Source organism: Trichlorobacter ammonificans (assembly GCF_933509905.1).
In the GTDB taxonomy this organism is placed as follows: domain Bacteria; phylum Desulfobacterota; class Desulfuromonadia; order Geobacterales; family Pseudopelobacteraceae; genus Trichlorobacter; species Trichlorobacter ammonificans.
Window position 1 is genome coordinate 1,787,543 of the sequence record NZ_OW150024.1, and the last position, 25,642, is coordinate 1,813,184.

Below are 25,642 nucleotides of genomic sequence, written 5' to 3' on the forward strand. Positions count from 1 at the left end.
GGAGAACGCGCAATGTCCGGATCGACACGAACCGACGAAAAACCGATGGGCTGGATGGACCTGCTCGCCTTCGGGCGGGACGACATCATGGCCCTGCACAAGACCTGGGTCGCCTTCTTCATCACCTTCTACGTCTGGTTCAACATGGCGCCGCTGGCCTCCACCATCATGAAGGAGACCGGGCTGACCCTTGACCAGCTCAAGATCCTGGCAACCTGCAACGTGGCCCTGACCGTGCCGATGCGGGTCATCGTCGGCATGCTCTGCGACCGGCTGGGGCCGCGCAAAACCTTCTGCCTGGTGATGTGGACCATGGCGGTACCCTGCGTCTGGTTCGCCTTTGCCAGCACCTTCACCGAAATGCTGATCACCCGCCTGATCCTGAGCGCGGTGGGAACCGGCTTCGTGGTGGGCATCGCCATGACCTCCCTCTGGTTCAAACCGAAGGACACCGGCTTCGCTCAGGGGGTGGAGGCGGGGCTGGGCAACTGGGGCTCGTCGCTTGCGGCCATCACCATGCCGATCCTGGCCCTCACCGTGCTGGAAAGCTGGCGCTGGGCCATCGCCGCCAGCGGCATCGTCATGTTCCTCTACGGCGTCTACTACTGGTTCTCCATCACCGACGGCCCCGAGGGGGCGGTGCGGACCGTGGCCCGCAAGGCCCACGCCATCGAGGTCTCCACCTGGGGCGACCTGATCAACGCCATCTTCTGGACCATCCCGATCGTGGGGGTGCTGGCCCTGGTGGTGCGCACCGTGGCCGCCAAGGGCTACATCGCGCCGGAGACCTCCTACCTCCTCTACGCCGTCATCGCCGCCGGCGTGCTCTACCAGGTGGTCTCCCTGGTCAAGGTCAACGTGCCGATCCTGAAAAAGGGGGTTCCGGAGGACGACCGCTACCGCTTCACCCAGGTGGGCACCCTCTGCGCCTCCTACGTGGTCACCTTCGGGGCGGAACTGGCGGTCATCTCCATGCTGCCGCTGTTCTTCCAGAAAACCTTCGGCATGAGCCCGGTCATGGCCGGCCTGTTCGGCTCCATGTTCGCGGTGCTGAACTTCTTCTCCCGCGCCCTGGGGGGATACATCTCCGACCGCACCCCCACCCGCAAGCTGGCCCACCTGCTCTACCTGGGCGGGGTCACCGGCGGTTTTCTGCTGATGAGCTTCATCGGGCCGCAGTGGCCACTGATGCTGGCTTCCCTGGCGGTTTTCGTCTGCGCCCTGTTCGTCACCGGCGGCTGCGGCACCACCTATGCCCTGGTGCCGTTCGTGAAACGGCGGATCACCGGCAACGTGGCCGGCTACACCGGGGCCTACGGCAACGTGGGGGCGGTGGTCTACACCTCGGCCTACATGCTGCTGTCCGACAGCCAGTTCTTCCTGATGATCGGCATCTCCGCGGCCCTGGTCTTCGTCTTCTGCCTGTTCGCCATGAAGGAACCGGCCGGGGCCTTTGCCGCGGAATACCAGCTTTCGTCGGTAGATCGGGAACTGATGGCCAAGGCCGCCGCAGAACCGGCGGGGCAGTAACAACCTCAAACAACACCACCTAAAGGAGACGTCCCCATGGCCAGACTCCCCCGCTGGGAACCGGAAGATCCGCAATTCTGGCAGGAAACCGGCAGCGCCGTTGCCTGGCGCACCTGCGCTTTAACCACCTTTTCCCTGATTTTCTCCTTCGCCACCTGGTTCGTGATGAGCGCGGTGGTGGTGCGGATGCCGGCCATCGGCTTCAACTTCACCACCATGGAGTACTTCTGGCTGGCGGCCATACCGGGCTTTGCCTCCGGCATCCTGCGGCTGATCCACTCCAACTTCATCCCGGTGCTGGGGACCCGGCCGGTGGTGAGCATCGCCACCATCATCAAGGTACTCCCCATGGTCTGGCTCGGCTTCGCCATCCAGGACACCAGCACCTCCTGGACCACCTTCATGATCATCGGCTTCCTCACCGGCATGGGGGGCGGCGACTTCTCCTCCTTCATGCCCTCCACCAGCATCTTCTTTCCCAAGCGGCTCCAGGGGCTGGCCATGGGCATCCAGGCCGGCCTGGGCAACTTCGGCGTCTCCATCGTCCAGTTCGTCACCCCCTGGATCATCGGCTTCGCCGCCCTGGGAGCCATGGCCGGCGGGCCCCAGCTCTTCAGCAAAACCGACGTGCTCAAGGATGTGAAGGTAGTGAAAAGCGCCGACGGCGTGGTGACCGACGTGGTGGTGAAACGGCCGGACCTGGCCGCAGCCACGGTGATCACCAGAGACAACGGCATCGTCAGGAACGTGACCATCACCGAAACCGACACCACCAGAAACATGCAGGTCGATCTCAAGAAAAACGCCGACGGCGCGGTCACGGACGTGACCGTCAAGAAGGTGATCAAGAAGAACATCTGGCTGCAGAACGCGCCGCTGGTCTACGTGCCGTTCCTGGTGGTGGCCTTCATCCTCTGCGCCCTGTTCCTGCGCAGCGTCAACCTGCCGTCCCGGGGCTTCAGGGGACAGTTCGAAATCCTGAGCGGCAAAAACCGGGCCCGCACCCACACCTGGAACTGCACCGTCACCTACATCACCTCCTTCGGCTCCTTCTCCGGCTACGCCGCCGCCTTCCCGATCATGATCAAGACCATCTACGGCGGCTTCGACGGCGCGCCGGACCCCTTGAGCTACGCCTTTCTCGGCCCCCTCATCGGCGGCCTGATCCGGGCCCTTACCGGCCCCATCTTCGACAAGTGGGGCGGCAGCATCGGCATGCACTGGACCACCCTGGGGCAAATCGCCGGCTGCCTGGCCCTGGTCTTCGGCGGCTACCTCACCCCCACCGGCCTTGACCAGTTCCAGGGCTTCCTCTGGATCATGCTCTGGATCTTTCTGATGACCGGCACCAACAACGCCGCCACCTTCCGCCAGTACCCGATCGTCTTTGCCTACTCGCCGGCCAAGGGGGCACAGATGCTGGGCTGGACCGGCGCCTGGGCCGCCTTCGGTCCCTTTGTCTGGACCTCGCTGATCGGCGCCTCCATCACCAGTACCGGCAACGCCAAACTGTTCTTCATCGGCGTTTCGCTCTTCTACGCCTATTCATGGTTCATCAACTGGTGGTACTATACCCGGAAAGGGGCCGAGCGGTTCGACTACGGCAACACCGGCGGCACTTGGTGGGACAAGCTCTCCGACGAAGAAAAGCAGGAGATGAAGCGGATCGACATGGGCGGATGATTTCATGAACACAACCGTCAACATCATCGGGGTTCTCTACGGCATCACCCTGGTCCTTGCCGCCTTCATCCGCGGCAACCGTATCCTTGAATCGATGCGGGTGGACGGGCTGGTGATGCCGAACCCCACGGAAGGCAGCAGGCCGGTCAACCTGCTGCTGGGGCTGCTGGTGGCCGGTTATGCGGCTTATTCACTACTGAAAGGATGATCGCCATGGAAAACCTTGAACACTACCTCAGACAGACCCTGGATGCCGCCCCCGACGCCATCCTCATCTCGGACCGCCAGGGGATCATCCGCTACTGGAACAGCGGGGCCGAACAGATGCTGGGCTACAGCGCCGCCGAAGCAGTGGGACAGTCCCTTGACCTGTTCATCCCGGAAAAACTGCGGGGCCGCCACTGGGATGGGTACTACCGGGTCATGGAGTCCGGCGTCACCAAGTACCAGACCGGCCTGCTCTCCTCACCGGGGCTGCGCAAGGACGGCAGCCAGGTATCGCTGGAGTTCAGCATGGTGCTGCTGAAGGATGAATCCGGCGTCATGCAGGGCTGCGCCGCCATCATGCGGGATGTCACGGCACGCTGGTTGAAGGAGAAGGAGTTGAAGCAGAAACTGGCCGACTGCGAGGCGCAGTTGGCCACGTAACGAAGCAGGTGGTAGGCTCGTAGAACCCTTGCAACGGCAAGTACTCACGCGACGCCGCGACGAACGCAACGAAAACCGGTCATCTGCACAACAAACAGGTTCACCTGTCGTTTGCTTTTCCGTCGCGTCGTTGCGCCGTTGCGTGAACCGCTTTTCTCCTGGTTCAATGACATGAAAAATCGCTGGACAGCATGCCGGCAATCAGTTACAAGGCTCCAACACATTCACCGCAAGCAGGGAGCCCATGCGACAGCGGAATCAGGCAAAACCTAATAATAACAACAACTAAAACCCGCCCAAAAGGCGGGTTTTTCGTTTTCCACAGAGTGTGTAAAGTTTTTTTCAATGGTCTCGTAACACACTGAAATCAATCTAAAAAAAAGTTGTGTAAAATTTCTTTCAATTACGGGGCCTCTATGGCTCTGAGGAAATAACTGGGGAGTGTCCCTATTTTTTAGAAAATCGATTCGGAAAATTTTTGTGTAAGGGAAATATGGGAAGTGTCCCTAGTTTTCATCCAGCCGCATTTTGCAAAAAAGCAAGCCTGCCCCCACTAGCTTCGAAAAGCATGATGGCGATATCTGCATCATCAGAGAACAACCAGCTTCTTATAATGCCGTTTTCGACCAGGAAAACGAGGCTCTAAGACAGGAAAATGGTTGTTATTGGGAGAGTTTCTGATTGAAATCAGGGCATTAGCTTGGTCCGACCCCAGCCACACTACTATCCCCGCCACTGGGACGGGTACTACCGGGTCATGGAATCCGGCGTCACCAAATACCAGACCGGCCTGTTCTCCTCGCCGGGGCTGCGCAAGGACGGCAGCCAGGTATCGCTGGAATTCAGCATGGTGCTGCTAAAGGATGAATCCGGCACCATGCAGGGCTGCGCGGCCATCATGCGGGATGTCACGGCACGCTGGTTGAAGGAGAAGGAACTGAAGCAGAAACTGGCCGACTGCGAGGCGCAGTTGGCCAAGTGATGAAGCAGGTGGTAGGCTCGTAGAACCCTTGCAACGGCAGGTACCCACGCGACGCCGCGACGAACGCAACGAAAACCGGTTATTTGCGGAACAAGCAGGTTCACCTGTCGTTTGCTTTTCCGTCGCGTCGTTGCGTGAACCGCTTTTTCCTGGTTCAATGACATGAAAAATCGCTGGACAGCATGCCGGCAATCAGTTACAAGGCTCCAACACATTCACCGCAAGCAGGGAGCCCATGCGACAGCGGACTCTAATAAAATCGAATAACAACAACTAAACCCGCACAAAAGGCGGGTTTTTCGTTTTCCACAGAGCCTGAAAATTTTCAATAGTTGCCTAACAGCCTGGAAAAAGCCATTCAAAAATTTCTTGCAAGTACGGTGCTCACGGGGGGGATGGATAATCGCCAAACTCCAATTTATTGGGAGTTTTCTCCTTGCAATCTAAGGGTGTATTAAGGCAAGTTTGCCGAAGGTAACTTTAAGGACTATTTAAATGACGGCATACAAGAAACGCATCAATAATCAGGATGATATCCCGATTATCGCCGAAGAGGAAACCGTTTACCATGCCAGGATAGGCGGCAAGCTCTTGGAAAACCGGTATCAGCCCAAGCTTATTGACCTTTTCGCTGGCGCGGGCGGTATGACTCTCGGATTTACCAAGCTCACCGGACATAGCTTTCAGCCGGTATGGGCCAATGATTTCAACGAGTACGCAGCAAAAACCTACAATGCGAACTTCGGCAATCACTGCACTGTCGGGGATATAGTCGATATTCTTCAGACCCCAAAAACAGTAATCCCGCAAGCTGATGTAGTAATCGGCGGTCCGCCGTGCCAAGGCTTCAGTTTGCTTAACAAATACCGCGACGGTGATCCTCGAAAACAGTTGTGGCGGCCATTTATGGACATAGTGGAACGTTCGGGCGCATCTGTTTTCGTTATGGAGAATGTTCCCCAACTGCTGGAATCTTTCGAACATGGGGAGATTGTTGAGATTGCCCGTGCCATGGGTTTCAAAATTCGATGGGCGAAACTCTGCGCTGCCGATTACGGCGTTCCGCAGGTAAGATGGCGAGCATTTATTGTCGGCTGCAAGTTTGCAGACCCTGCAGCTGTATTTCCTCCCAAAAAGACTAATTTTAACCCCAATAACGGCTATCGAAAAGCTTTCTCAGAAGAGTTTGACTCCTATATTGCTACCCCTGCCCCTTGGAAGACGGTACGCGATGCCATTGGGAACTTGCCCGCTCCAGAGGGGGTTGAGATACGGGACGAACCCTCTCCGCTGGACATTCATTTTGGGCGTACGCCTACGGCATTAAGCATTGAGAGGTACAAGTCAATACCGGAAGAAGGAATGAACAGATTCGACCTACAACGGAGAGCACCTCAACTGACACCAGCATGCTGGATACGCAAAACCTCCGGCGGAACCGATCTGTTTGGCAGGCTGTGGTGGGACAGGCCGTCCGTGACCATACGGACCGAGTTCTTCAAGCCGGAAAAGGGGCGTTATCTGCATCCGGTTCAGCATCGGCCGATAACTCACCGGGAAGCAGCAAGACTTCAATCCTTTCCCGATGACTTCAAGTTCCTCGGGACAAAGACCGAGATAGCCAGACAGATAGGGAACGCGGTCCCCCCTCAACTAGCGGCGAGAATTGCGGACTGCGTGTACACCTTGATTATATCGAAAGGCGCAAGCGAATGTCGGACGTCTTCAGCAAGGAAAAAAGAAGCTGGATTATGTCCAGAATATCGGGAGGCGATACAAAGCCTGAGATAGTCGTCAGAAAACTCATTCACGGTATGGGCTTTCGCTTTCGCCTGCATGTCAAGAACCTTCCCGGCAAGCCGGACATAGTTCTAGCGCGACACAGGAAAATTGTTGTAGTGAATGGCTGTTTCTGGCACGGTCACCAGGGGTGTGTAAGATCGAAGCGGCCCGCAACTAACGTCGATTTTTGGAATACCAAGATTGAGGGAAATATCGAACGAGATAAACTCAATAAGGCAACTCTAGAGGAAGCGGGTTGGCAGGTGCTTGTAGTATGGAGTTGCGAAACAAAGAAGCCGGAGCAGCTCATCGATAAATTGAAGAGATTTTTATTGCCGGAACCATAATTCTCTCGTCAGAGGCGGCATCAATGGCACGTAGATCCAAACAACAAGAACCAGAATCCCTCCGTAAAGAATTGATCAAGCTGTTAACCAATTTCGAGTACGAATTGCAGCAAGGCGATTTAAGATCAAAAGTCCTTTCCCTGGTGCCCGCACACGACCTGCTGCGCGACCTCGGTAGTTCCCTTATTCCCAAAGAGCATGCATCATCTGCGCGAGATAGAATCATCCACTACCTTCAAAAATATCCGCGTACCGTAATCGACGGCAATGAACTAATGGTTGTTGCCGGAATTGGCGAGTGGGCACGAAGAGTACGAGAGTTACGGGTACAATTCGGATGGACAATCGTCAACGGTGTAACAGCGAAGGAAATGGACAAAGAGGGTGAATTCCCCCTTGATAATATCGATGTTTCCAAGATAGGGCCGGACGATTACGTACTTATAAACGAGGAACAAGACCGGGATGCGGCGTTCCGATGGAACAAGGCTAATGAGATACGTCGTAAGAATTTAAGTGTTCTGAACAAGATTCTTGAGTACATGCGGTTTAACGTCGGCAAGCAGATTACCGGAGAAGAACTCCGTTACGTTGCCAATAACAAGAGCGAATGGGCTCGACGGGTACGTGAACTCCGGACGGAATACGGCTGGCCGGTTGTAACCAAGACAACGGGCATGCCGGACCTTCCTGTGGGGATGTATGTTTTAGTGGAAGACCGGCAGGCTCCTGAGCATGATAGAGTAATTCCGGACCCTGTTCGTAGGACAGTTTTGCAAAGGGATGGATATAAGTGTCAAGAATGCGGCTGGCATCATGAAAAATGGAATCCATCCGACCCCCGCCATTTGGAAGCTCACCATGTAAAGCAGCATGCCGAAGGTGGTGCAAACACTGAGGAAAATCTTATTACTCTATGCAATATTTGCCATGACAACATTCATCGTAGGAGAGTTAAGCGATAAGGTAGCGATTGTCTACACGGCCCCACCAAAAGACATCGCCATGGTCATGGGAAGTAATAAGTAAATTTGATGTGGCTCAACATCTACTGGTAGCGGATGCCCCCACAGTCGGTACGAAAATTATTGCGCCGCTGGTGCGCCCCCACGACGTTATTAGTAGTGAATCCAGATCAAGGAGACCTCATGACCTTACCTAAATACCCTTCCTGCAGCTCGGAATATACCTATGAAGACGGTGACAACTTCGTCTGCCCGGAATGCGCCCATGAATGGCCGCAGGTAGCAGCTGAAACCGAGCCGGAAGAACTCATCGTCCGCGACGCGTTTGGTAATGAACTCAAGGCCGGTGATGCAATCACGGTCGTCAAGGACCTGAAGATCAAAGGTTCGTCATCGGTCGTCAAGGTTGGAACCAAAATCAGGATCACCCGCCTTACTTCGGGCGACCATAACATCGATTGCCGGATTGATGGCATTGGGGCGATGCAACTGAAATCGGAGTTTGTCAAGAAGGCGTAGGTCCTTGACAAACCCGACCGAATACCTGGAAAATGGCAGTTTCATATTACCCAAGGAGCTGCCATTTCATGACCGATACCAATCTCACCTGGAACACCGCCCTGCTCTACCCGGCCCCGGATTCTCCGGAGCTGGAGGCTGATCTGGCTTCCTTCGAGCCCCAGGCCAATGATTTCCGTACAAACTATTTTGAAAAGATCGCCACCCTCGATCCCCCGGCCATTCTGGCAGCGGTGCAGGAGTACGAGGCGATGCAGACCCGCATGGCACGGCCGTTCTGCTACGCCCACCTGCTGTTTGCCGGCGACTCTGGCAACGAGGTACACCGGGCCCTGTCCCAGCGCTGTTCCGAGCTGGGCAGCCGCCTGTCCCAGGCGCTGCTCTTTTTCGACCTGGAGCTGATGAACCTGCCGGACGAGCTGTTCGACCGCCTCTGCGCCCTGCCCGGGGCGGCCAATTACCGCCATTTCCTGCAGAGCATCCGCAAGTTCAAACCCTATACCCTGCAGGAGAACGAGGAGCGGCTGTTGACCCGCAAAGACCTGACCGGCAGCCGGGCCTTTACCAAGCTGTTCGACGAGCTGTCCGCGTCGCTGCGCTATACCATGGCATTCGAGGGGGAGCAGAAGGAGTTCACCGGCGAGGAACTGCTGGCCCTGCTGCACCATCCTTCCCCGGAGGTGCGCTTCAACGCCCAGACCACTTTCCTGGAGAAGCATGCCGAAGGGGGCAACGGCCTGGTGTTCGGCACGGTGTTCAACACCATGGCCCTTGACCACGGCCAGGAGATGGAGCTGCGGGGCTATGCCAGCGCCATCCAGCCCACCAATATCGGCAATGAGCTGTCCGACGAGGCGGTGGAGCACCTGATGCAGACCACCGAGGCCAACTACCGCCTGGCCCAGGACTATTTCCGGCTAAAGGCGAAGATGCTGGGGATGGACCGCCTGCGCAACTGCGACGTCTACGCCCCGGTGGTGGAGACGCAGAAGAAGTACGCCTTTGACGAGGCCCGGGACCTGACCGTGACTGCCTACCGCAAGTTCGACCCCGAGTTCGGCGCCATTGTGCAGGCGTTTTTCGACGAGCGGCGGGTGGATGTGCTGCCCCGCCCCGGCAAGTCGGGCGGGGCCTTTGCCATGGGCATCTCCCCGGTGGACCCGCCGTTTCTGCTGCTGAACTTCACCGAAAATCTGCGGGATATCGCCACCATCGCCCACGAGGCCGGGCATGGCCTGCATTTCGTGCTGTCCCAGAAGCAGAACAGCCTCAACTACCATGCCCCCCTCCCCCTGGCCGAGACCGCCTCGGTGTTCGGCGAGATGCTGCTCACCCGGCTGCTGCTGGACCGGGAGGACGATCCCCAGGTGCGGAAATCCCTGCTCTGCGCCAAGATCGAGGACATTATCGCCACCACCTTCCGCCAGACCGTGCTGACCCGCTTCGAGCTGCGCCTCCATGCCGAGCGGAAAAACGGCCTGCTCTCCAACGAGCGGATCGCGGAACTGTGGCTGGAGGAGAACGGCAGGCTGTACGGCGACAGCGTGGAGATGATCCCGGCTTACAAGTGGGGCTGGAGCTACATCAGCCATTTCATCCACAGCCGGTTCTACTGCTATTCCTACACCTTTGCCGAGCTGTTGGTGCTGGCCCTGTACCAGCAGTACCGCGAGACCGGCGACGCCTTCAAGCCGGGCTACCGGCGGCTCTTGGAGTCGGGGGGCGCCCTTTCCCCGGCCGATACGGCCAAGCTGGCCGGCATTGATATCGAAAGCAGCGGTTTCTGGCAGAAGGGGTACGACTTCCTGGCAGGGCTGATTGCGGAGCTGCAGGAGATGGTGTAGTATGCCCCAAACTCAACGAGGAGCCTCTGCATGACCCGCACCGAAGCAAAAGACAAGATCATTTTCGCCCTTGATGTCCACAACCTGCAGGAGATCGACCGCTTTGCCGCCCTGCTGTCCGGCAAGGTGGGGATGTTCAAGGTGGGCAAGGAGCTGTTCACCACCGCCGGGCCCGCCGCCGTTGAGGCGGTGAAACGCCATGGCGGCGAGGTGTTTCTGGATCTGAAGTACCACGATATCCCCAACACCGTGGCCCAGGCCATGCTGGCCGCCGGCCGGATGGGGGTGAAGCTGGCCAACCTGCATGCCTTGGGGGGGCCGGAAATGATGTCCCAGGCAGCGGAAGCGGTGCGTACAAACTTCTCCGACAGCGAACGTCCCCGGCTGCTGGCGGTGACCATCCTCACCTCCTCCACCCAGGAAACCCTGAGCGCGGTGGGGATCGATCATCCCGTGGAGCAGATGGTGGTCCGGCTGGCGAAACTGGCCAGGGAGAGCGGCATGGACGGCGTGGTGGCCTCCCCCCTGGAGATCGAGGCGATCCGGGCCGCCTGCGGCCCCGACTTCCTGATCGTCACCCCCGGCGTGCGCCCCGCCTTTGCCGCGGTGGACGACCAGAAGCGGATCATGACCCCGGCGGAGGCGGTGAAGGCAGGGGCCGATTACCTGGTGATCGGCCGTCCCATTGCCAAGGCCGCCGACCCGGCTGCGGCCGCCGACCTGATCGTGGATGAAATCGTGGGTGGCTGCTGATGGCGGGGGAGATCGTCTACGGCATCAACCCGGTGCGTGAGGCCTTGCGGGGAAGCCGCGAGGCCTTCGAGCTTTTCGTGCAGGAGAACGCCACCGACCACCGCATCGGCAAGCTGGCGGCCCTGGCCGAGGAGCGGGGGGTGGCGGTGCGCCGCCGGGGCCGTGACGATCTGGCCCGGCTGGCCGGTTCGCCCCACCACCAGGGGGTGGTGCTGACCGTGGCCCCCTTCTGTTATGTCGAGCTTGAAGAACTCGCCCCCAACCTCCTGAAAACAGGAAAGCCGCTCTTCCTGCTGGTACTGGACGGCATCCAGGACCCCCAGAACCTGGGCGCCCTGATCCGCACCGCGGCCTGCGCCGGAGTGCAGGGGGTGATTATTCCCAAGGACCGGGCCTGCGGCGTTACCGCCGTGGTGGAAAAAGCCTCGGCCGGTGCGGTGGAGACCGTGCCGGTGGTGCAGGTGACCAACCTGGCCCGCTGCCTTGAGCAGTTGAAGGAGTCCGGCTGCTGGGTCTACGGCCTGGTGGGGGAGAGCAACGTCACCATCTACGATGTCGATTTCTCGGGAAACCTGGTGATCGTGGTGGGAAGCGAAGGAGAGGGCATCCGTCCCCTGGTGCGCAGGCAGTGCGACCAAGTGGTGGCCATCCCCCAGTACGGTGGGGTTTCGTCCCTCAACGCCTCGGTTGCCGGCGGCGTGGCCCTGTTCGAAGCCGCCCGGCGGCGAGCCTGACCAAGGAGCCGGCATGGAACCGTCCCGCACCATCTGCTGCCCCGGGTGCCGTTTCACCAGGTCTATACCGCTGTCCGCCATCCCGGCCGACGCCGTCAACGTCACCTGCCCCGACTGCGGCACGGTCTTTCCCCTGGACGAGACGACTTCCGCCCCACCGCCGCCGGCCTCCCCCTCCCTGCCGGCCGACCACGGCAGTGGAGAGGGGCGCCATACCCTGCTGTTCCGTTTCACCGGCACGGCCCGCGAATATTTCGGCATCTGGATCGTCAACACGGTGCTGAAGATCGTCACCCTCGGCATCTACTCCGCCTGGGCCAAGGTGCGCAAGCGGCGCTGGTTCTACGGCCACACCCTGCTGGACGGCCTCCCCTTCGACTACCTTGCCGACCCCAAGGCGCTGTTCAAGGGGTGGCTGATCGGCGTCGGTGCCCTGGCGTTCTACTCCGCCGCCGGCAAGATCGACCCGCTGCTGGCGATTCCGGCCGGTATGGCCCTGTTTCTGGCCATCCCCTGGGTGATTGTCCGCTCCCGACTGTTCAACTGCCGCAATTCGAGCCACCGCAACATCAGGTTCGGTTTCCGCCCCAACTACCGGGAGGCCTACACCGCCTACGCCTGGCTGCCGATCCTCTCCTTCCTCTCCCTGGGGCTGCTCTACCCCTACACGGTCTACCGGCAGCGGCGCTTCCAGGTCGAGCAGAGCTTCTTCGGCAGCGCCCCCTTCCGTTTCGACGCCAGACCGCGGGACTACTACCGGGTCTACCTGGGGGCCGGGCTCTGGTTCCTGCTGATCCTGGGCATCATCGGCGTGGCCGCCACCCTGTTGCTGCAGGGGGCGCCGGCCCTGCGCAGCCACCGCGAGCTGCACCTGCTGCTGGGGCCGATGCTGGTGCTGCTCTACATCGGTATGCTGCTTCTTTCCGTAGTCTTTACCGTCTATCTCAAGGTACGCCTGTCCAACCTGACCTGGAACGGCACCTGCCTCGGCTCCGGCCGCTTCGCCGGCAGCCTGCGGATCTGCGATATGCTCTGGCTCTACGTCAGCAACCTGGTGGCCATCGCCCTCTCCCTGGGGCTGATGATCCCCTGGGCATCGGTGCGCCTGGCCCGCTACCGCTGTGCCCATCTGGCCTTTCTCTACGACGGCTCGCCGGACCGCTTCCTGGCCGAGGCCGGGGATGACACGGTCGGCGCCGCCGGCGAGGAGCTGGCGGAGATGTTCGATGTCGGCATGGAAATCGGGCTGTGAGAAACGACAGGGTCTTCTATTTCGACGGCCGCTCCTCGGAGCGCCACCACGCCGATCTCAGTCTTGAGGGCGATCAGGTGCTGATCAGCCTGGCCGACCGGGAGCTGCGCTACCCCCGCGCCCAGGTTTCCCTGACCCCGGCGGTGGGCTCCATCCCCCGCTCCCTGCGCCTGCCGGACGGCGGCAGGTGCGAGCTGCGCGACGCCTCCCTTGCCGCCCTGTTCGAGCTGCAGCCCGGCGGGGGCGGCCTGTCCGGCCTCCTGCACCGCCTGGAGGTCCGTCCCGCCGGCGTGCTGGGGGCGCTGGTGCTCTGTGTCCTGCTGGTGAGCGGCTTCATGCTCTACGGCATCCCCTGGCTGGCCAAACGGGCCGCCCTGGCCCTGCCGCCGCTCATGGAGCAGCGCCTAGACCGGGAAAGCCTGGAACTGCTGGATCGCCACCTGCTGCGCCCCTCCGGCCTGCCGGCGGAACGGCGCCAGGCCGTGATCCGCCTCTTCACCCAGGTGAGCAGCAGTTTTCCCCCCGGCCTCCCCTACCGGGTGGAGTTCCGCGACGGCGGCCCCCTGGGCGCCAACGCCCTGGCCCTGCCGGGCGGCACCGTACTGCTGACCGACCAACTGCTGGAACTGGCCGACAACGACCAAGGGTTGCAGGGGGTGATCGCCCATGAACTGACCCACGTGGTCAACCGCCACGCCCTGCGCACCCTGCTGCAGAGCTCGGCCACGGCCCTGGTGGTGGCCTCGGTGACCGGCGACCTCACCACCATCACGGCCATTGCCGCCACCCTGCCCACGGTGCTGGCCGAAACCCGTTACTCCCGCGCCTTCGAGCGGGAGGCGGACAACGGCGCCGTGGCCTGGCTGCGGAACCAGGGGGATTCCCCACAGCCCTACGCCGAACTGCTGGCCCGGCTGGAGGCGCAGCGCACCGCCAAAAGCGGTGGCCGGGGTCCCACGGACGGCATCCGCAACTACCTATCCACCCATCCCGATACCGCGGAGCGGATCAGAAGGATCGTCAAACAACCATGAAGAAACGTACCCCGCACAACACCCGCCGCCCCGCAGACCGGTCCGCCGCCCGCACACAGGGGGCCGCCGCGCCGGAAAGCCGGCGCGCTTCAGCCCCCCGCCGGGGCCAGACCCTTGAACTGACCGTTGATGCCCTGGACCGGGAAGGGATCGGTCTGGCCACCACCGGCACCCGCAAACTGCTCCTTCCCGGCGGCCTGCCGGGGGACCGCTGCCTGGCGAAAATCGACCACGTGGGAGCCCAGGCCGACCACCTGCGCCTCGTGAAACTGCTGGAGCCCTCCCCCCTGCGCACCAGGCGGCCCGCCTGCGGCGATGCCGCCGACTGCCTGGGCTGCCCCCTGATCGGCATGCGCTACGACGAACAGTTGCGCTGGAAGCACGAGCTGGTCCGCAACGAGCTGGCGCTCTACGCCTCCCTGGCCGGAACCGAGATTCTTCCTCCCCTGGCTCCCCGGCGGCGACTGCAGTACCGCACCACCGCCAAACTGGCCGTGGCCGGCTCCCACCGCGACCCGTACATCGGCATCTACCGCCGGGCCACCCACGATGTGGTGGACCTGGGAGACTGCCCCCTGCACCATCCCCTGATCAACCGGGTCATTGCCGCGGTACGGGAGGGGATCGGCAAGTACCGGGTGCCGATCTACCACCCGGAGCGGAAAACCGGCCTTGTGCGCTATCTGGTGGTGCGGGTGTCGGAGGAAACGGGGCAGGTGATGGTCACCTTTGTCACGGCCCGGCGTTCCTACAACGAAATCCATCACCTGGGCAAGTTCCTGCAGGAGCGGGTGCCCCAGGTGGCCGTGCTCTGCCAGAACGTGAACGCCAGTGAAGGGAACGTGATCTTCGGTCCCCACGACCATTTCCTGACCCGCAGCCAGACGGTGCGGGAGCGGATCGGCGGGGTGGAAATGCTGATCTCTCCCCGCTCCTTCCTGCAGGCCCAGCACGACGGTGCCCGGCTGCTCTACGCCACGGTGCGGGAATGGGTCGGCGACATCGGTGCCAAGCCGGTGCTGGACCTCTACTGCGGTATCGGCGGCATCGCCCTGACCCTGGCCCCCCTGGCCGGACGGGTGACCGGCATCGAGGTGAGCGAGGAGGCGGTGGCCGACGCCCTGCGCAACGCCAAACTGAACCGGGCGGACAACTGCACCTTCGAGGCGGCCGACGCCCTGGAGGCGCTGGAGGAGTTGGCCGACGAAGGGGAGATGTTCCAGTTGGTGGTGCTGAACCCGCCCCGCAAGGGATGCGACCGGCAGGTGCTGGAACGGGTGGCTTCGCTCCAGCCGGCACGGATCATCTACGTTTCCTGCTCCCCCCAGACCCTGGCCCGTGATCTGGATATCCTCTCCCGGCTGGGCTACCGTTGCCCCCGGGTGCAGCCGGTGGATATGTTCCCCCAGACCCCCCATGTGGAAAACGTGGCCCTGCTGGAGCGGACCCCGGCATGATTGCCGGCGGTTGCACCAACATTGCGGCCCATCTGCCGGCCATGGCCCGCCTCCAGCCGGAGACCGCTGCCATCATTTTTCCCGAGCAGAACCGCACCCTTACCTTCCGCGAACTGGACCGCCTGAGCGACCGGATCGCCCACGGCCTTGTTGCCCGGGGCGTGGGACGGGGGGTGCGCACCGCCCTGATGGTCCCCCCCTCGCCGGAACTGTTCGCGCTCACCTTTGCCCTGTTCAAGGTGGGGGCCGTGCCGGTGCTGATCGACCCCGGCCTGGGGGTAAAAAACCTGAAAAACTGCCTGGCCGAGGCGGCGCCGTCGGCCTTCATCGGCATCCCCAAGGCCCAGGTGGCCCGGCTGCTGTTCCGGTGGGCGCGGGAAAGCCTCAGCACCGTGATCACCGTGGGCCCGCGCCTGTTCTGGGGCGGCACCACCCTGGCGCGGCTCATCGACGGAGCAGCGGAGCAGCCCTTTGCCATGACGGACACCGGCCCGGAGGAGACCGCCGCCATCCTCTTCACCAGCGGCAGCACCGGTCCCCCCAAGGGGGCGGTCTACAGCCACGGCACGTTCTGCGCCCAGGTGGCGGCCCTCAGGCAGGTCTACGACATCCGCCCCGGCGAGGTGGACCTGCCCACCTTTCCCCTGTTTGCCCTGTTCGCCCCGGCCCTGGGGATGACCGCCGTGATCCCGCAAATGGACTTTACCCGTCCCGGCTCCGTTGATCCCCAACAGATCATCGACACCATAACCACGTACAACGCCACCACCATGTTCGGCTCCCCGGCCCTGATCAACCGGGTGGGCCGCTACGGCGCGGAACAGGGGATCACCCTCCCCGGCCTGAAGCGGGTCATCTCCGCCGGCGCCCCGGTGCCGGCGGCGGTGCTGGAGCGTTTCAGCCGGATGCTGCCGCCGGAAGCGGAGATTTTCACCCCCTACGGCGCCACCGAGGCGCTGCCGGTCTGCTCCATCGGCAGCCGGGAAATCCTGGGGGAGACTGCGGCGCAGACCGACCGGGGACAGGGGGTCTGCATCGGCAGGCCGGTTGACGGGGTCAGGGTGGAGATCATCGCCATCACCGACGAACCGATCCCCCGGTGGCGCGACGACCTGACCGTGGCTGACGGCACGGTGGGGGAGATCGTGGTGCAGGGGGAACAGGTGACCCGCAGCTATTTCCAGCGCCCCGAAGCTGACCGGCTGGCCAAGATTACCGATCCGGCGGGCGGTTTTTTCCACCGCATGGGAGACCTGGGCTGGCGGGACGACCGGGGACGGCTCTGGTTCTGCGGCCGCAAGTCCCACCGGGTGGAGACCGTCACCGGTCCGCTCTTCACCATCCCGGTGGAGGCGGTTTTCAATACCCATCCGGCGGTGTTCCGCAGCGCCCTGGTGGGGGTGGGTCCCACGGGGAACCAGCGACCGGTGCTCTGCATCGAAACCGAACAGGGCTCCACCGTGCCCCGGGAGACCCTGCAGCGGGAACTGCTGGAACTGGCAGCGGCCCATCCCCACACCGCCGGTATCGACACCATCCTGTTCCATCCCGCCTTTCCGGTGGATATCCGCCACAACGCCAAGATCTTCCGGGAAAAACTGGCGGTCTGGGCAGCGGGGCAACCGGCATGAAGGCGCTCGTTACCGGCGGCGGCGGCTTTTTGGGCGGCGCGATCGTCAGAATGCTCCACCAGCAGGGGGCAGATGTGCGCAGTTTTTCCCGGGGCAACTACCCGGAACTGGCAGCCCTGGGGGTTGAGCAGGCCCACGGCGACCTGGCCGATTACCAGGCACTGCAGCGGGCCGCCCAAGGCTGCGACATTGTCTTCCATGTGGCGGCCAAGGCCGGTATCTGGGGCAGCTACGACGAGTTTTACCAGGCCAACGTCATCGGCACCGAAAACGTCCTGGCCGCCTGCCGTCACCACAGCATTGCGAAACTGGTCTACACCGGCTCCCCTAGCGTGGTCTTCGACGGCAACGACGTGGAGGGGGGCAACGAGTCCCTACCCTACCCGGCCCGTTTCGAGGCCCACTATCCCCGCACCAAGGTCCTGGCCGAGCAGCTGGTGCTGGCCGCCAACGGCCCGGAACTGGCCACGGTATCGCTGCGCCCCCACCTGATCTGGGGCCCCGGCGACAACCACCTGGTGCCGCGGATCATCGCCCGGGCCAGAAGCGGCCGCCTGCGCAGGATCGGCCACCGCCCCTGCCCGGTGGACACGGTCTACGTGGATAACGCGGCCCATGCCCACCTGCTGGCGGCACAGCGGCTGGCCCCCACCAGCCCGGTGGCGGGCAAGGCCTACTTCATCAGCAATGGTGAGCCGCTGCCCCTCTGGGAAATGGTGAACCGGATTCTGGCTGCCGCCGGTCTGCCGCCGGTGACCGCCACCATTTCTCCCGCGGCGGCCTATGCGGTCGGCACAATCTGCGAAGGGATCTGGAGCCTGTTCAGGCTTGCCGGTGAGCCCCCCATGACCCGTTTCGTGGCCAGGGAGCTGTCCACCAGCCACTGGTTCGACATCTCGGCGGCCCGCCGCGACCTGGGGTACGAACCAGCAATCTCCATCGACGAGGGGCTGCGACGGCTGCGGGCCTGGCTGGCGGAAGCCGGTGCCCGGTAAAGCGGGATTCCTGGTTGCCAAGCAGGGGGCTGATGCCTATAATAGCCCATTTGACACGTCAGGAATGGTATGTTTATTACCTTTGAAGGCATAGAAGGCAGCGGCAAAAGCACCCAGATCCGGCTTTTGGCCGACACCCTGCGGGCCGGCGGCGCCACGGTGCTGCTGACCCGTGAGCCCGGTGGCTGCCCGGTGGCGGACCGGATCCGCGCCGTGCTGCTGGATGCGGAAAACCGGGCCATGGTCGCGATGACCGAACTGATGCTCTACGCTGCGGCCCGGGCCCAGCACCTGGCCGAGGTGGTGCGTCCCGCCCTGGCGGCGGGTGCCATCGTGCTCTGCGACCGGTTCAGCGACGCCACCCGCGCCTACCAGGCCTTTGGCCGGGGACTGCCGCGGGAAACCGTGGAACAGCTGAACCAGCTGGCCTGCGACGGCCTAGCCCCCGACCTGACCCTGCTTCTGGACTGCGACACTGCCACCGGCCTGGAGCGGGCCCGCAGCCGGATCGAAGCGGCCGGCTCCGGCCCCCGGGAAGAGCGGTTCGAGCTGGAGGCCCTTTCCTTTCACCAACGGGTGCGGGAGGGGTACCTGCGGCTGGCTGCGGAGGAGCCGGAGCGTTTCGCGGTGGTGCCGGCGGAAGGTGCGCCGGCGGAGATCGCCGTTGCCGTCGCTGCCATCGTCACCGGACGCCTGCAGCGTTCTGCCGTATGAAGTTCTCCACTATCCTCGGTCAGGAGCGGGTGATTGACGCCCTGCAGCGCTCCGTGGCTGCCCAGCGGGTGGCCCACGCCTACCTGTTCGACGGCCCGGCCGGCTGCGGCCGCCGCGCCACGGCCCTGGCCCTGATCGGCCGGCTGTTCTGCACCAGTCCGCTTGACGACGATGCCTGCGGGAGCTGCCCCTCCTGCCGCAAGCTGGCGGCGGGGAACCATCCCGACCTGCACCTGCTGGAGCCGCTGCCGGACAAGCGGGACATCTCCATCGACCAGGTGCGGGAGCTGCAACAGGTGCTGTCGCTGCGCCCCTTCGAGGCGTCGCGCAAGGCCTGCCTGATCGATCCGGCGGAACGGATGACCGCGGGGGCCGCCAACGCCCTGCTGAAAACCCTGGAGGAGCCGCCCGGCCACGCGGTGCTGATCCTGATCAGCCAGCAGAGCGACCTCTTGCTCTCCACGGTCCGCTCCCGCTGCCAGCAGGTTCGTTTCAGCCCCCTGGACGAGGGAACCCTGGCCCTGCTGCTGGAGCGCCAGGGGATGACACCGGAGCAGGCCGCCGGTCTGGCCCCCCTGGCCCAGGGAAGCCTGGAACGGGCCCGGGAGCTGGACGGCGAGGAGGACAGTCGTCAGCGCCGGGAACTGCTGCAGATGCTGGCCGCGGCCGACCTGTCCCGCATCGCCACGATCTTCGATGCCGCCGAGGAGCAGGCCGGAAACCGCGATGAGACCACCGCCCGCTTCGACCTGCTGATCTCGCTGCTGCGCGACATGGTGCTGCTGCGCAGCGCCGGACCCGGCGATATTCTGAACCGGCAACTCTGTGAAGAACTGGCCGCGGAAGCGATCCGCTTCGCCCCGGCGCGGTTGATGGAGCTGCTGGAACTGGCCCTGGACACCCGCCGGGCAGTCCAGGGGAACATCAACGCCAAGCTGGCCCTGGAGCGTTTTCTACTGCGCTACGCCGGTTTGAGAATACATTGAACGCCGTTTGTACAAGGAGCCCCGATTGATACGTGTAGTAGCCATACAATTCACCCCGGCCGGCAAGCTGTACGATTTCAACGCCGGCACGCTGGAACTGAAGCCGGGTGACCGGGTGGTGGTGGAGACTGAGCGGGGCAGCGGCCTGGGCACGGTGGTCACCACTCCGAAGGAGGTGCCGGAAGAACAGGTCACCACGCCGCTGGCCCAGGTCAGGCGATTGCTGGGGCCGGAGGATGACCGCACCCTGCAGCACCATGCCCGCCGGGAAAAGGAGGCCCGCGACTTCTGCATCCGCCGGATCAAGGAGCGTGGCCTGGATATGAAGCTGGTGCGGGTGGAGTACCTCTTCGACGGCAGCAAGGCGATCTTCTACTTCACCGCCGATGGCCGGATCGATTTCCGGGAGCTGGTGAAGGACCTGGCCCACACCTTCCACACCCGGATCGAGATGCGCCAGATCGGCGTACGGGACGAGGCCAAGATGGTGGGCGGCCTGGGGGTCTGCGGCCGGGAACTCTGCTGCGCCTCGTTCCTGCGGGATTTTCAACCGGTGTCGGTCAAGATGGCCAAGGAACAGAACCTGGCGCTCAACCCCAACAAGATTTCCGGCCAGTGCGGCAGGCTGCTCTGCTGCCTGGATTACGAGTACGAAACCTACTGTTCGCTGCGCAAGAACTTCCCCAAGTGCGGCAAGCATGTGCGCACGGCCCAGACGGGCGGCACCGTGGAAAAGCTCAACCTGCTCACCGGCGAACTGATCCTGCGTCAGGGTGACGGCAAGCAGGTGGCGGTGCGGGTAACGGAGCTGCTGGACGAGAACAGTCCTCTGCTGCCGCCTCAGCCGGAGCCGACGGCACCCGCGGGGGGAGGAGCCCAGCACCCCCGCCGGGAGCAGCAGCAGAAACGTCCCCGTCCCCAGCAGGCACTGGCCCAACAGCAGGCGCCCCGTCCCGAACCGGCTCCTGCGACAGCCCCGCCGGCGCCGGAAGCCAACGCCGACCCGGCAGCCAAGGGAGAGGAAAAAGCCAAGCGCCGGAAACGCAACCGTCGCCACGGCAACCGCAAAAACCGCGACCAGAAACCGGACGCACCGCCGTCCCAGGAGTGAACCCCATGAAACCGGCATTTTACGTCACCACCCCCATATACTACGTCAATGACGTCCCCCATATCGGCCACGCCTACACCACGGTGGCGGCCGACGTGCTGGCCCGCTACAAGCGGCTGAAAGGGTTCGAGGTCTTTTTTCTGACCGGCTCCGACGAGCATGGCCAGAAGGTGGAAAAGGCAGCCCTGGCTGCCGGGGAAACCCCGCTGGAGCTGGCCGACCGGGTGGTGAAGCGGTTCCAGGCCCTCTGGGAAAAACTGGGCATCTCCCATACCGACTTCATCCGCACCACCCAGGAGCGCCACAAGCAGGGGGTTGCCCATATCTTCAGGCAACTGATGGAACAGGGGGATATCTACCTGGGTGAGTACGAGGACTGGTACTGCACCCCCTGCGAGACCTTCTGGACCGAAACCCAGATCACCGACGGCAAGTGCCCGGACTGCAACCGCCCGGTGGAGCGGCTGAAGGAAGAGTCCTACTTTTTCAGAATGAGCGCCTACGGCGAGCAACTGATGGCCCACATCGAGGCCAATCCGGAGTTCATCCAGCCCAAGAGCAAGCGTAACGAGATCATCGCCTTCATACGAGAAGGGCTGCGGGACCTTTCCGTTTCCCGCACCTCGTTCTCCTGGGGCATTCCGGTACCGGGCAACGAGCGCCACGTCATCTACGTCTGGTTCGACGCCCTGACCAACTACATCACCGCCCTGGGCTATCCCGAGCAAAGCGGCACCTTCGGCAGATACTGGCCGGTGGATGTGCATCTGATCGGCAAGGATATCCTGCGCTTCCACTCGGTTTACTGGCCCACCTTCCTGATGGCTGCCGGCCTGCCGCTGCCCAAGAAGGTCTACGCCCACGGTTGGTGGACCGTGGAAGGTCAGAAGATGAGCAAGAGCCTGCAGAACGTGGTGGAACCCAACATGCTGATCGACAAGTACGGCGTGGATGTGGTCCGCTACTTCCTGCTGCGGGAGGTTCCGTTCGGCCTGGACGGCGACTTCTCCCACGCTTCCCTGGTGAACCGGATCAACTCCGACCTGGCCAACGACCTGGGGAACCTGCTCTCCCGCTCCACCGCCATGCTGACCAAGTATTTCGACGGCATTCTGCAGGCACCGGGAGAGCTGGCCGCCCTGGATACCGCACTGAAAGCAAAGGCCGAAGCCATGGCGGCCGCCGTGGACGCCTGCATGGAGGACCTGGCCTTCAGCAAGGCGCTGCAGGCCATCTGGGACGTGGTCTCCACCGGCAACAAGTATATCGACGAGACCACCCCCTGGTCCCTGGCCAAGGACGCGGCCAACCGCGAGCGACTGGCCACGGTGATGTACTGCCTGCTGGAGACCCAGCGGATGGTGCACTGCCTGCTGGCTCCCTTCATGCCGGAGACCTCCCGCAAGGCGCTGAACGTGCTGGGCATCAGCGAGCTGCCGGTTGAAACGGACCTGGTCTGGGGCAAGCTGACACCCGGCACGAGGATCGCCAAGGCCGAGGCGCTGTTCCCAAGGATAGAAAAGGCGGAATAACCGACAACAACGGGGGAGACGGTTGCCCGTCCCCCCGTTGTCTTTCAAGACTACAGTGCTCTGCGTCAAGCGGTCCGTCAGGCCCGCTTCACCTGCATTGGCTTACGACGTGAACGCCACGAACACCTTCCGTTCCCGCGGGCCGTCGAACTCGCAGAAGTAGACTCCCTGCCAGGTTCCCAGCCACAGCCTGCCGTTTCTGACGATCACCTGGACCGACGAGCCGTAGAGGCTGGCCTTGATATGGGCATCGGAATTCCCTTCGCCATGCCGGAACCGGCTGCTCTGCGGCACCAGTTCGTCGCTGAACCATACCATGTCCCGCGCCACGTCGGGATCGGCGTTTTCGTTGATGGTAATCCCCGCGGTGGTGTGCGGCACGAAGAGCGTCAGAATACCGTTCTGCCAGCCTTCCTGTGCGACAAGCCCGGTGATCTTCTCGGCAATCGCGACAAATTGGCTGCGCCGCTGAGTGGATACGCTGATTTCCGCGGTTTCTGTCATGGCCTGCTCTCCCTGTTGTTTCATGAACGCCGGTGTGCAGAGCCTGCCGCAGGCGAGTACACGGCAGGTCTTCCCACCTTTTGTATTTACATACCACAGTTCCCTGCCTATATTTCGGGAAAATCGAATGGTTATCGGCCGATAGCCGAACCAGGGAAGAAGCTTCCTTGAACGCGCTACCGGGAGGTCATGCATGGGTGACGGTGCGGAAAAAGAGTTTAAGCGGGCGCAGCGGGCAATGGATGCGGGACAGGTGCTGGCCGCGCTGGCTGCGGTGGAAAAGGGGCTGAAGCTGCGCGACGACGCGCACTGGTATTCCTTGTACGGCTACAGCATGGCCAAGGAGCGCGGCCATCTGACCAGGGGACTTGAACTCTGCACAACAGCTATCGCGCGAGAACCGGACTACCCCCAGCACTACTTCTACCTGGCCCAGCTCCACCTGGTGGCCGCACGTCGAGAGGAAGCACTGCAGGCGCTGCGCCAGGGGATGAGTCTGGGGGGCACCCCGGCGATTGCTCGTCTGCTTGAGGAAATCGGCACGCGCAAGCCCTCCGTGTTTCCCTTTCTCTCCCGCGACAATCCGCTCAACAAGTACCTGGGACTGCTGTTCAGTCGCCTGGGGCTGCGCTGAGCTCCGCGCAGCACAGTCTTCTCTGCTGATAAAAGGGCGGGCCGCATCACGGTCGCCGCCCTTCCGGGTCCGGCGCGACCTGAGGGATCAGGCCAGGAACGAGCAACAGTAGTCGGAGACCGTCTTTACCTTCATGGTAAAGGAGGAATTGGCCGGCACCTCGAAGGATTGTCCCCCCGCAATGGGGCGCCAGCCGGTTTCTCCGGCCAGTTGCAGGTCCAGCTCACCCGACAGAATCTCCATCAGTTCGGCGGCGCCGGTATTGAAGGTGTATTCCCCCGGCTGCATCACTCCCAGGGTCTTTTTACTGCCATCGGCAAACACGACGGTATGGCTGGCAACCGCGCCGCCGAAGTAAATATTTGCCTCACGCACGACCGTGACATTGGTAAATTCCGACATGGTTCAGCTCTCCTTTCAGGGTGGTGGAGCGGCATCCTACCACAGGCCGTGGTGTTCGTCCCGCAAAAACCTCGCTGCCGGCGTCAGGCAAAACGGCAAGACCAACGGAACATCGGTCAGTTTTCAGTTGACAGCGCTCGCCGCAGACATTGTAATACCGGGTATCTACTTTTCGGGAGTGACCCATGATTACCAAAGATATGAAAATCGGCGAGATCATCCGGCAACATCCCGCCACCATCCAGGTCTTTTCCCGTCACCGACTCGAATGCCTGGAGTGCCAGATCGCCGATCTGGAAACTCTGGAGCACGGTGCCGGCATCCACAACCTCTCCGTTGAAACCCTGCTCGAAGAGTTGAACAGGGTAGCCGACGCAGCGGCATGAGTGACTACCTGACCTATCGGCAACATTTCCCGCCGGGCAAGAAAGTTAACGTCGCCATTCCGGTGCCCCAGGGCGAGACCTTCAACGACTGGGCCGTGATCAGCAGCATCGACGAGGATCTGGTCAGCCTGCAGCTATCACGGGACGAGCTGCCCAACGGCGTCAAACTCTCCACCGGCCTGATCCTGGATATCCGCGTCGGCACCGGTGATTCGGGCTACTCCTGCCGCGGCATCATCGTGACCGAGGGGGTACGCCGCGAGATCATCCTGCGCCTGATCGGCGAAATCGTTTCCAATGAGCTGAGGGAATTCTACCGCATCGACGCCTTCCTGCCGATCCGCTACTTCATTACCAGTGAAAAGAACGAGTCAGTTCTGAAAACCGCCTGGAAAGAAAAACGCGAGGCCCGTATTGAGGCAGAACGGGAACAGCAGCAACGGGAAAAGAAACCGTGGGAGCGACTGCGGGAAGTACGGCACGAGGAGCAGCCGGAAGAGGAACTGACCGCCGATGCGCTACGCACCAGCGACGAGGATGCCGAAACCGGCCTTGAAGAAGATGACGGCGTTGATCACAGTTGGGACGATGTTATCCCGCTGGCAGCGAATATCAGCGGCGGCGGTATCCGTATCCTGCTGCACCACCAGTTTGCCGAGGGAGACCTGGTGCCGGTGGAGATTTTCCTTCCCGCCGAACCACGTCCCAAGATCATTGATGCCGTCTGCAAGGTGGTATTTTCACGGGAAAATCAGGCAGCTGCCAAGCAGATGAACCGTCCCAGCTACAACACCGCCTTCCAGTTCCTCTGGATCGACGAGCGGGAGCGGGACACGCTGGTCACCTACATTTCAACAGTCCAGTTGAAGCGGATTCGCATGATGCGGGAACAGTACCTCTTCCGGGACCGTGCCGGTGCGGAACAGCCAATGGACCCCGCCGTGCTCCGCTTGCTGCGTCTCAAGCAGGTGATCGTCGGCGTCATCGCCCTGGTGCTGCTGACAGGCATCGTGGTCTATTTCTCCAACTACACCAAACACCGTCCGAAGAACGAGATCGAGCTGATCTTTGAGAAGGGCTTCATGGAATACCTGAAGAAAATCGGCAGAAGCAACGAAGCCCCCTGACCCCCTGAAAGCATAGTACCGGAGGCAACACAACGACGGGGGACACCGCACGCTCTTGCGGTGTCCCCCGTCGGCTCTCGTCTGCGGTCT

26 protein-coding genes are annotated in these 25,642 nt (G+C 62.2%); 24 read left to right on the forward strand and 2 right to left on the reverse strand.

Annotation, left to right across the window (positions count from 1 at the left end; genetic code table 11):
- Positions 1 to 12 precede the first annotated feature (12 nt).
- The 21 genes from RAK07_RS08025 (at position 13) to metG (ending at position 22,499) form a co-directional block, all read left to right on the forward strand.
- Positions 13 to 1,530, forward strand: a complete 1,518-nt coding sequence (locus RAK07_RS08025) for an MFS transporter (protein ID WP_305732316.1) — start codon at positions 13 to 15, stop codon at positions 1,528 to 1,530.
- 36 nt (positions 1,531 to 1,566) lie between these two features.
- Positions 1,567 to 3,213, forward strand: a complete 1,647-nt coding sequence (locus tag RAK07_RS08030) for an MFS transporter (protein ID WP_305732317.1) — start codon at positions 1,567 to 1,569, stop codon at positions 3,211 to 3,213.
- 4 nt (positions 3,214 to 3,217) lie between these two features.
- Positions 3,218 to 3,421: a hypothetical protein gene (locus RAK07_RS08035; RefSeq protein WP_305732318.1), complete on the forward strand. Its 204-nt coding sequence runs from the start codon at positions 3,218 to 3,220 to the stop codon at positions 3,419 to 3,421.
- A 5-nt stretch (positions 3,422 to 3,426) separates the two neighbouring features.
- On the forward strand, positions 3,427 to 3,861 hold the full coding sequence (locus RAK07_RS08040) for a PAS domain-containing protein (protein ID WP_305732319.1): 435 nt from the start codon (positions 3,427 to 3,429) through the stop codon (positions 3,859 to 3,861).
- Positions 3,862 to 4,561: 700 nt separating this feature from the next.
- Positions 4,562 to 4,843: a PAS domain-containing protein gene (locus RAK07_RS08045; protein ID WP_305732320.1), complete on the forward strand. Its 282-nt coding sequence runs from the start codon at positions 4,562 to 4,564 to the stop codon at positions 4,841 to 4,843.
- 495 nt (positions 4,844 to 5,338) lie between these two features.
- A complete protein-coding gene (locus RAK07_RS08050) occupies positions 5,339 to 6,634 on the forward strand; it encodes a DNA cytosine methyltransferase (RefSeq protein ID WP_305732321.1) in 1,296 nt (431 codons plus the stop codon).
- On the forward strand, positions 6,595 to 6,972 hold the full coding sequence (locus RAK07_RS08055; protein ID WP_305732322.1) for a very short patch repair endonuclease: 378 nt from the start codon (positions 6,595 to 6,597) through the stop codon (positions 6,970 to 6,972). The genes RAK07_RS08050 and RAK07_RS08055 overlap by 40 nt, the downstream gene beginning before the upstream one ends.
- Positions 6,973 to 6,995: 23 nt before the next feature.
- Positions 6,996 to 7,937 (forward strand): HNH endonuclease, encoded by a 942-nt coding sequence (locus tag RAK07_RS08060; protein WP_305732323.1) that lies wholly within the window; start codon positions 6,996 to 6,998, stop codon positions 7,935 to 7,937.
- 183 nt (positions 7,938 to 8,120) lie between these two features.
- The gene (locus RAK07_RS08065) at positions 8,121 to 8,456 is read left to right on the forward strand and encodes a zinc ribbon domain-containing protein YjdM (RefSeq protein ID WP_305732324.1); all 336 of its coding nucleotides are present in this window, start codon (positions 8,121 to 8,123) and stop codon (positions 8,454 to 8,456) included.
- Positions 8,457 to 8,524: 68 nt separating this feature from the next.
- Positions 8,525 to 10,300: a M3 family oligoendopeptidase gene (locus RAK07_RS08070; RefSeq protein WP_305732325.1), complete on the forward strand. Its 1,776-nt coding sequence runs from the start codon at positions 8,525 to 8,527 to the stop codon at positions 10,298 to 10,300.
- Positions 10,301 to 10,330: 30 nt separating this feature from the next.
- On the forward strand, positions 10,331 to 11,053 hold the full coding sequence (gene pyrF, locus RAK07_RS08075) for an orotidine-5'-phosphate decarboxylase (RefSeq protein WP_305732326.1): 723 nt from the start codon (positions 10,331 to 10,333) through the stop codon (positions 11,051 to 11,053).
- Positions 11,053 to 11,787 carry a 23S rRNA (guanosine(2251)-2'-O)-methyltransferase RlmB gene (gene rlmB / locus RAK07_RS08080; protein WP_305732327.1) on the forward strand — a complete coding sequence of 245 codons (735 nt, stop codon included), beginning with the start codon at positions 11,053 to 11,055 and terminating at the stop codon, positions 11,785 to 11,787. The genes pyrF and rlmB overlap by 1 nt, the downstream gene beginning before the upstream one ends.
- 13 nt (positions 11,788 to 11,800) lie before the next feature.
- Positions 11,801 to 13,039 carry a DUF898 family protein gene (locus RAK07_RS08085; protein ID WP_305732328.1) on the forward strand — a complete coding sequence of 413 codons (1,239 nt, stop codon included), beginning with the start codon at positions 11,801 to 11,803 and terminating at the stop codon, positions 13,037 to 13,039.
- On the forward strand, positions 13,036 to 14,073 hold the full coding sequence (locus tag RAK07_RS08090) for a M48 family metallopeptidase (RefSeq protein WP_305732329.1): 1,038 nt from the start codon (positions 13,036 to 13,038) through the stop codon (positions 14,071 to 14,073). The genes RAK07_RS08085 and RAK07_RS08090 overlap by 4 nt, the downstream gene beginning before the upstream one ends.
- Positions 14,070 to 15,530: a 23S rRNA (uracil(1939)-C(5))-methyltransferase RlmD gene (rlmD, locus tag RAK07_RS08095; protein WP_305732330.1), complete on the forward strand. Its 1,461-nt coding sequence runs from the start codon at positions 14,070 to 14,072 to the stop codon at positions 15,528 to 15,530. Before RAK07_RS08090 ends, rlmD begins: the two co-directional genes overlap by 4 nt.
- Positions 15,527 to 17,161, forward strand: coding sequence for a fatty acid CoA ligase family protein (locus tag RAK07_RS08100; protein ID WP_305732331.1), 1,635 nt, complete (start codon positions 15,527 to 15,529; stop codon positions 17,159 to 17,161). Before rlmD ends, RAK07_RS08100 begins: the two co-directional genes overlap by 4 nt.
- Positions 17,158 to 18,156, forward strand: coding sequence for an NAD-dependent epimerase/dehydratase family protein (locus RAK07_RS08105; protein ID WP_305732332.1), 999 nt, complete (start codon positions 17,158 to 17,160; stop codon positions 18,154 to 18,156). Before RAK07_RS08100 ends, RAK07_RS08105 begins: the two co-directional genes overlap by 4 nt.
- Before the next feature lie 69 nt (positions 18,157 to 18,225).
- Positions 18,226 to 18,870, forward strand: coding sequence for a dTMP kinase (gene tmk, locus RAK07_RS08110; RefSeq protein ID WP_305732333.1), 645 nt, complete (start codon positions 18,226 to 18,228; stop codon positions 18,868 to 18,870).
- Positions 18,867 to 19,856, forward strand: a complete 990-nt coding sequence (gene holB / locus RAK07_RS08115; RefSeq protein WP_305732334.1) for a DNA polymerase III subunit delta' — start codon at positions 18,867 to 18,869, stop codon at positions 19,854 to 19,856. The genes tmk and holB overlap by 4 nt, the downstream gene beginning before the upstream one ends.
- Positions 19,857 to 19,881: 25 nt before the next feature.
- A complete protein-coding gene (locus RAK07_RS08120; RefSeq protein ID WP_305732335.1) occupies positions 19,882 to 20,967 on the forward strand; it encodes a PSP1 domain-containing protein in 1,086 nt (361 codons plus the stop codon).
- Positions 20,968 to 20,972: 5 nt separating this feature from the next.
- Entirely contained in the window at positions 20,973 to 22,499 is a 1,527-nt protein-coding gene (gene metG / locus RAK07_RS08125; protein WP_305732336.1) for a methionine--tRNA ligase, read from the forward strand.
- Between the two features lie 102 nt (positions 22,500 to 22,601).
- Here the strand turns inward: metG and RAK07_RS08130 are convergent, their stop codons facing one another.
- Positions 22,602 to 23,003 (reverse strand): secondary thiamine-phosphate synthase enzyme YjbQ, encoded by a 402-nt coding sequence (locus RAK07_RS08130; protein ID WP_305732337.1) that lies wholly within the window; start codon positions 23,001 to 23,003, stop codon positions 22,602 to 22,604.
- 193 nt (positions 23,004 to 23,196) lie between these two features.
- On the opposite strand from RAK07_RS08130, the gene RAK07_RS08135 reads away from it, so the two are divergent.
- On the forward strand, positions 23,197 to 23,637 hold the full coding sequence (locus tag RAK07_RS08135) for a hypothetical protein (RefSeq protein WP_305732338.1): 441 nt from the start codon (positions 23,197 to 23,199) through the stop codon (positions 23,635 to 23,637).
- 87 nt (positions 23,638 to 23,724) lie between these two features.
- Here RAK07_RS08135 and ppnP read toward each other — a convergent pair whose 3' ends face one another.
- The gene (ppnP, locus tag RAK07_RS08140) at positions 23,725 to 24,039 is read right to left on the reverse strand and encodes a pyrimidine/purine nucleoside phosphorylase (RefSeq protein WP_305732339.1); all 315 of its coding nucleotides are present in this window, start codon (positions 24,037 to 24,039) and stop codon (positions 23,725 to 23,727) included.
- Positions 24,040 to 24,224: 185 nt separating this feature from the next.
- Here ppnP and RAK07_RS08145 point away from each other — a divergent pair, with 185 nt between their 5' ends.
- Both RAK07_RS08145 and RAK07_RS08150 read left to right on the forward strand, forming a co-directional pair.
- Positions 24,225 to 24,425, forward strand: coding sequence for a DUF1858 domain-containing protein (locus tag RAK07_RS08145; protein ID WP_305732340.1), 201 nt, complete (start codon positions 24,225 to 24,227; stop codon positions 24,423 to 24,425).
- Entirely contained in the window at positions 24,422 to 25,552 is a 1,131-nt protein-coding gene (locus RAK07_RS08150; RefSeq protein WP_305732341.1) for a PilZ-like domain-containing protein, read from the forward strand. The genes RAK07_RS08145 and RAK07_RS08150 overlap by 4 nt, the downstream gene beginning before the upstream one ends.
- Positions 25,553 to 25,642: the final 90 nt, after the last annotated feature.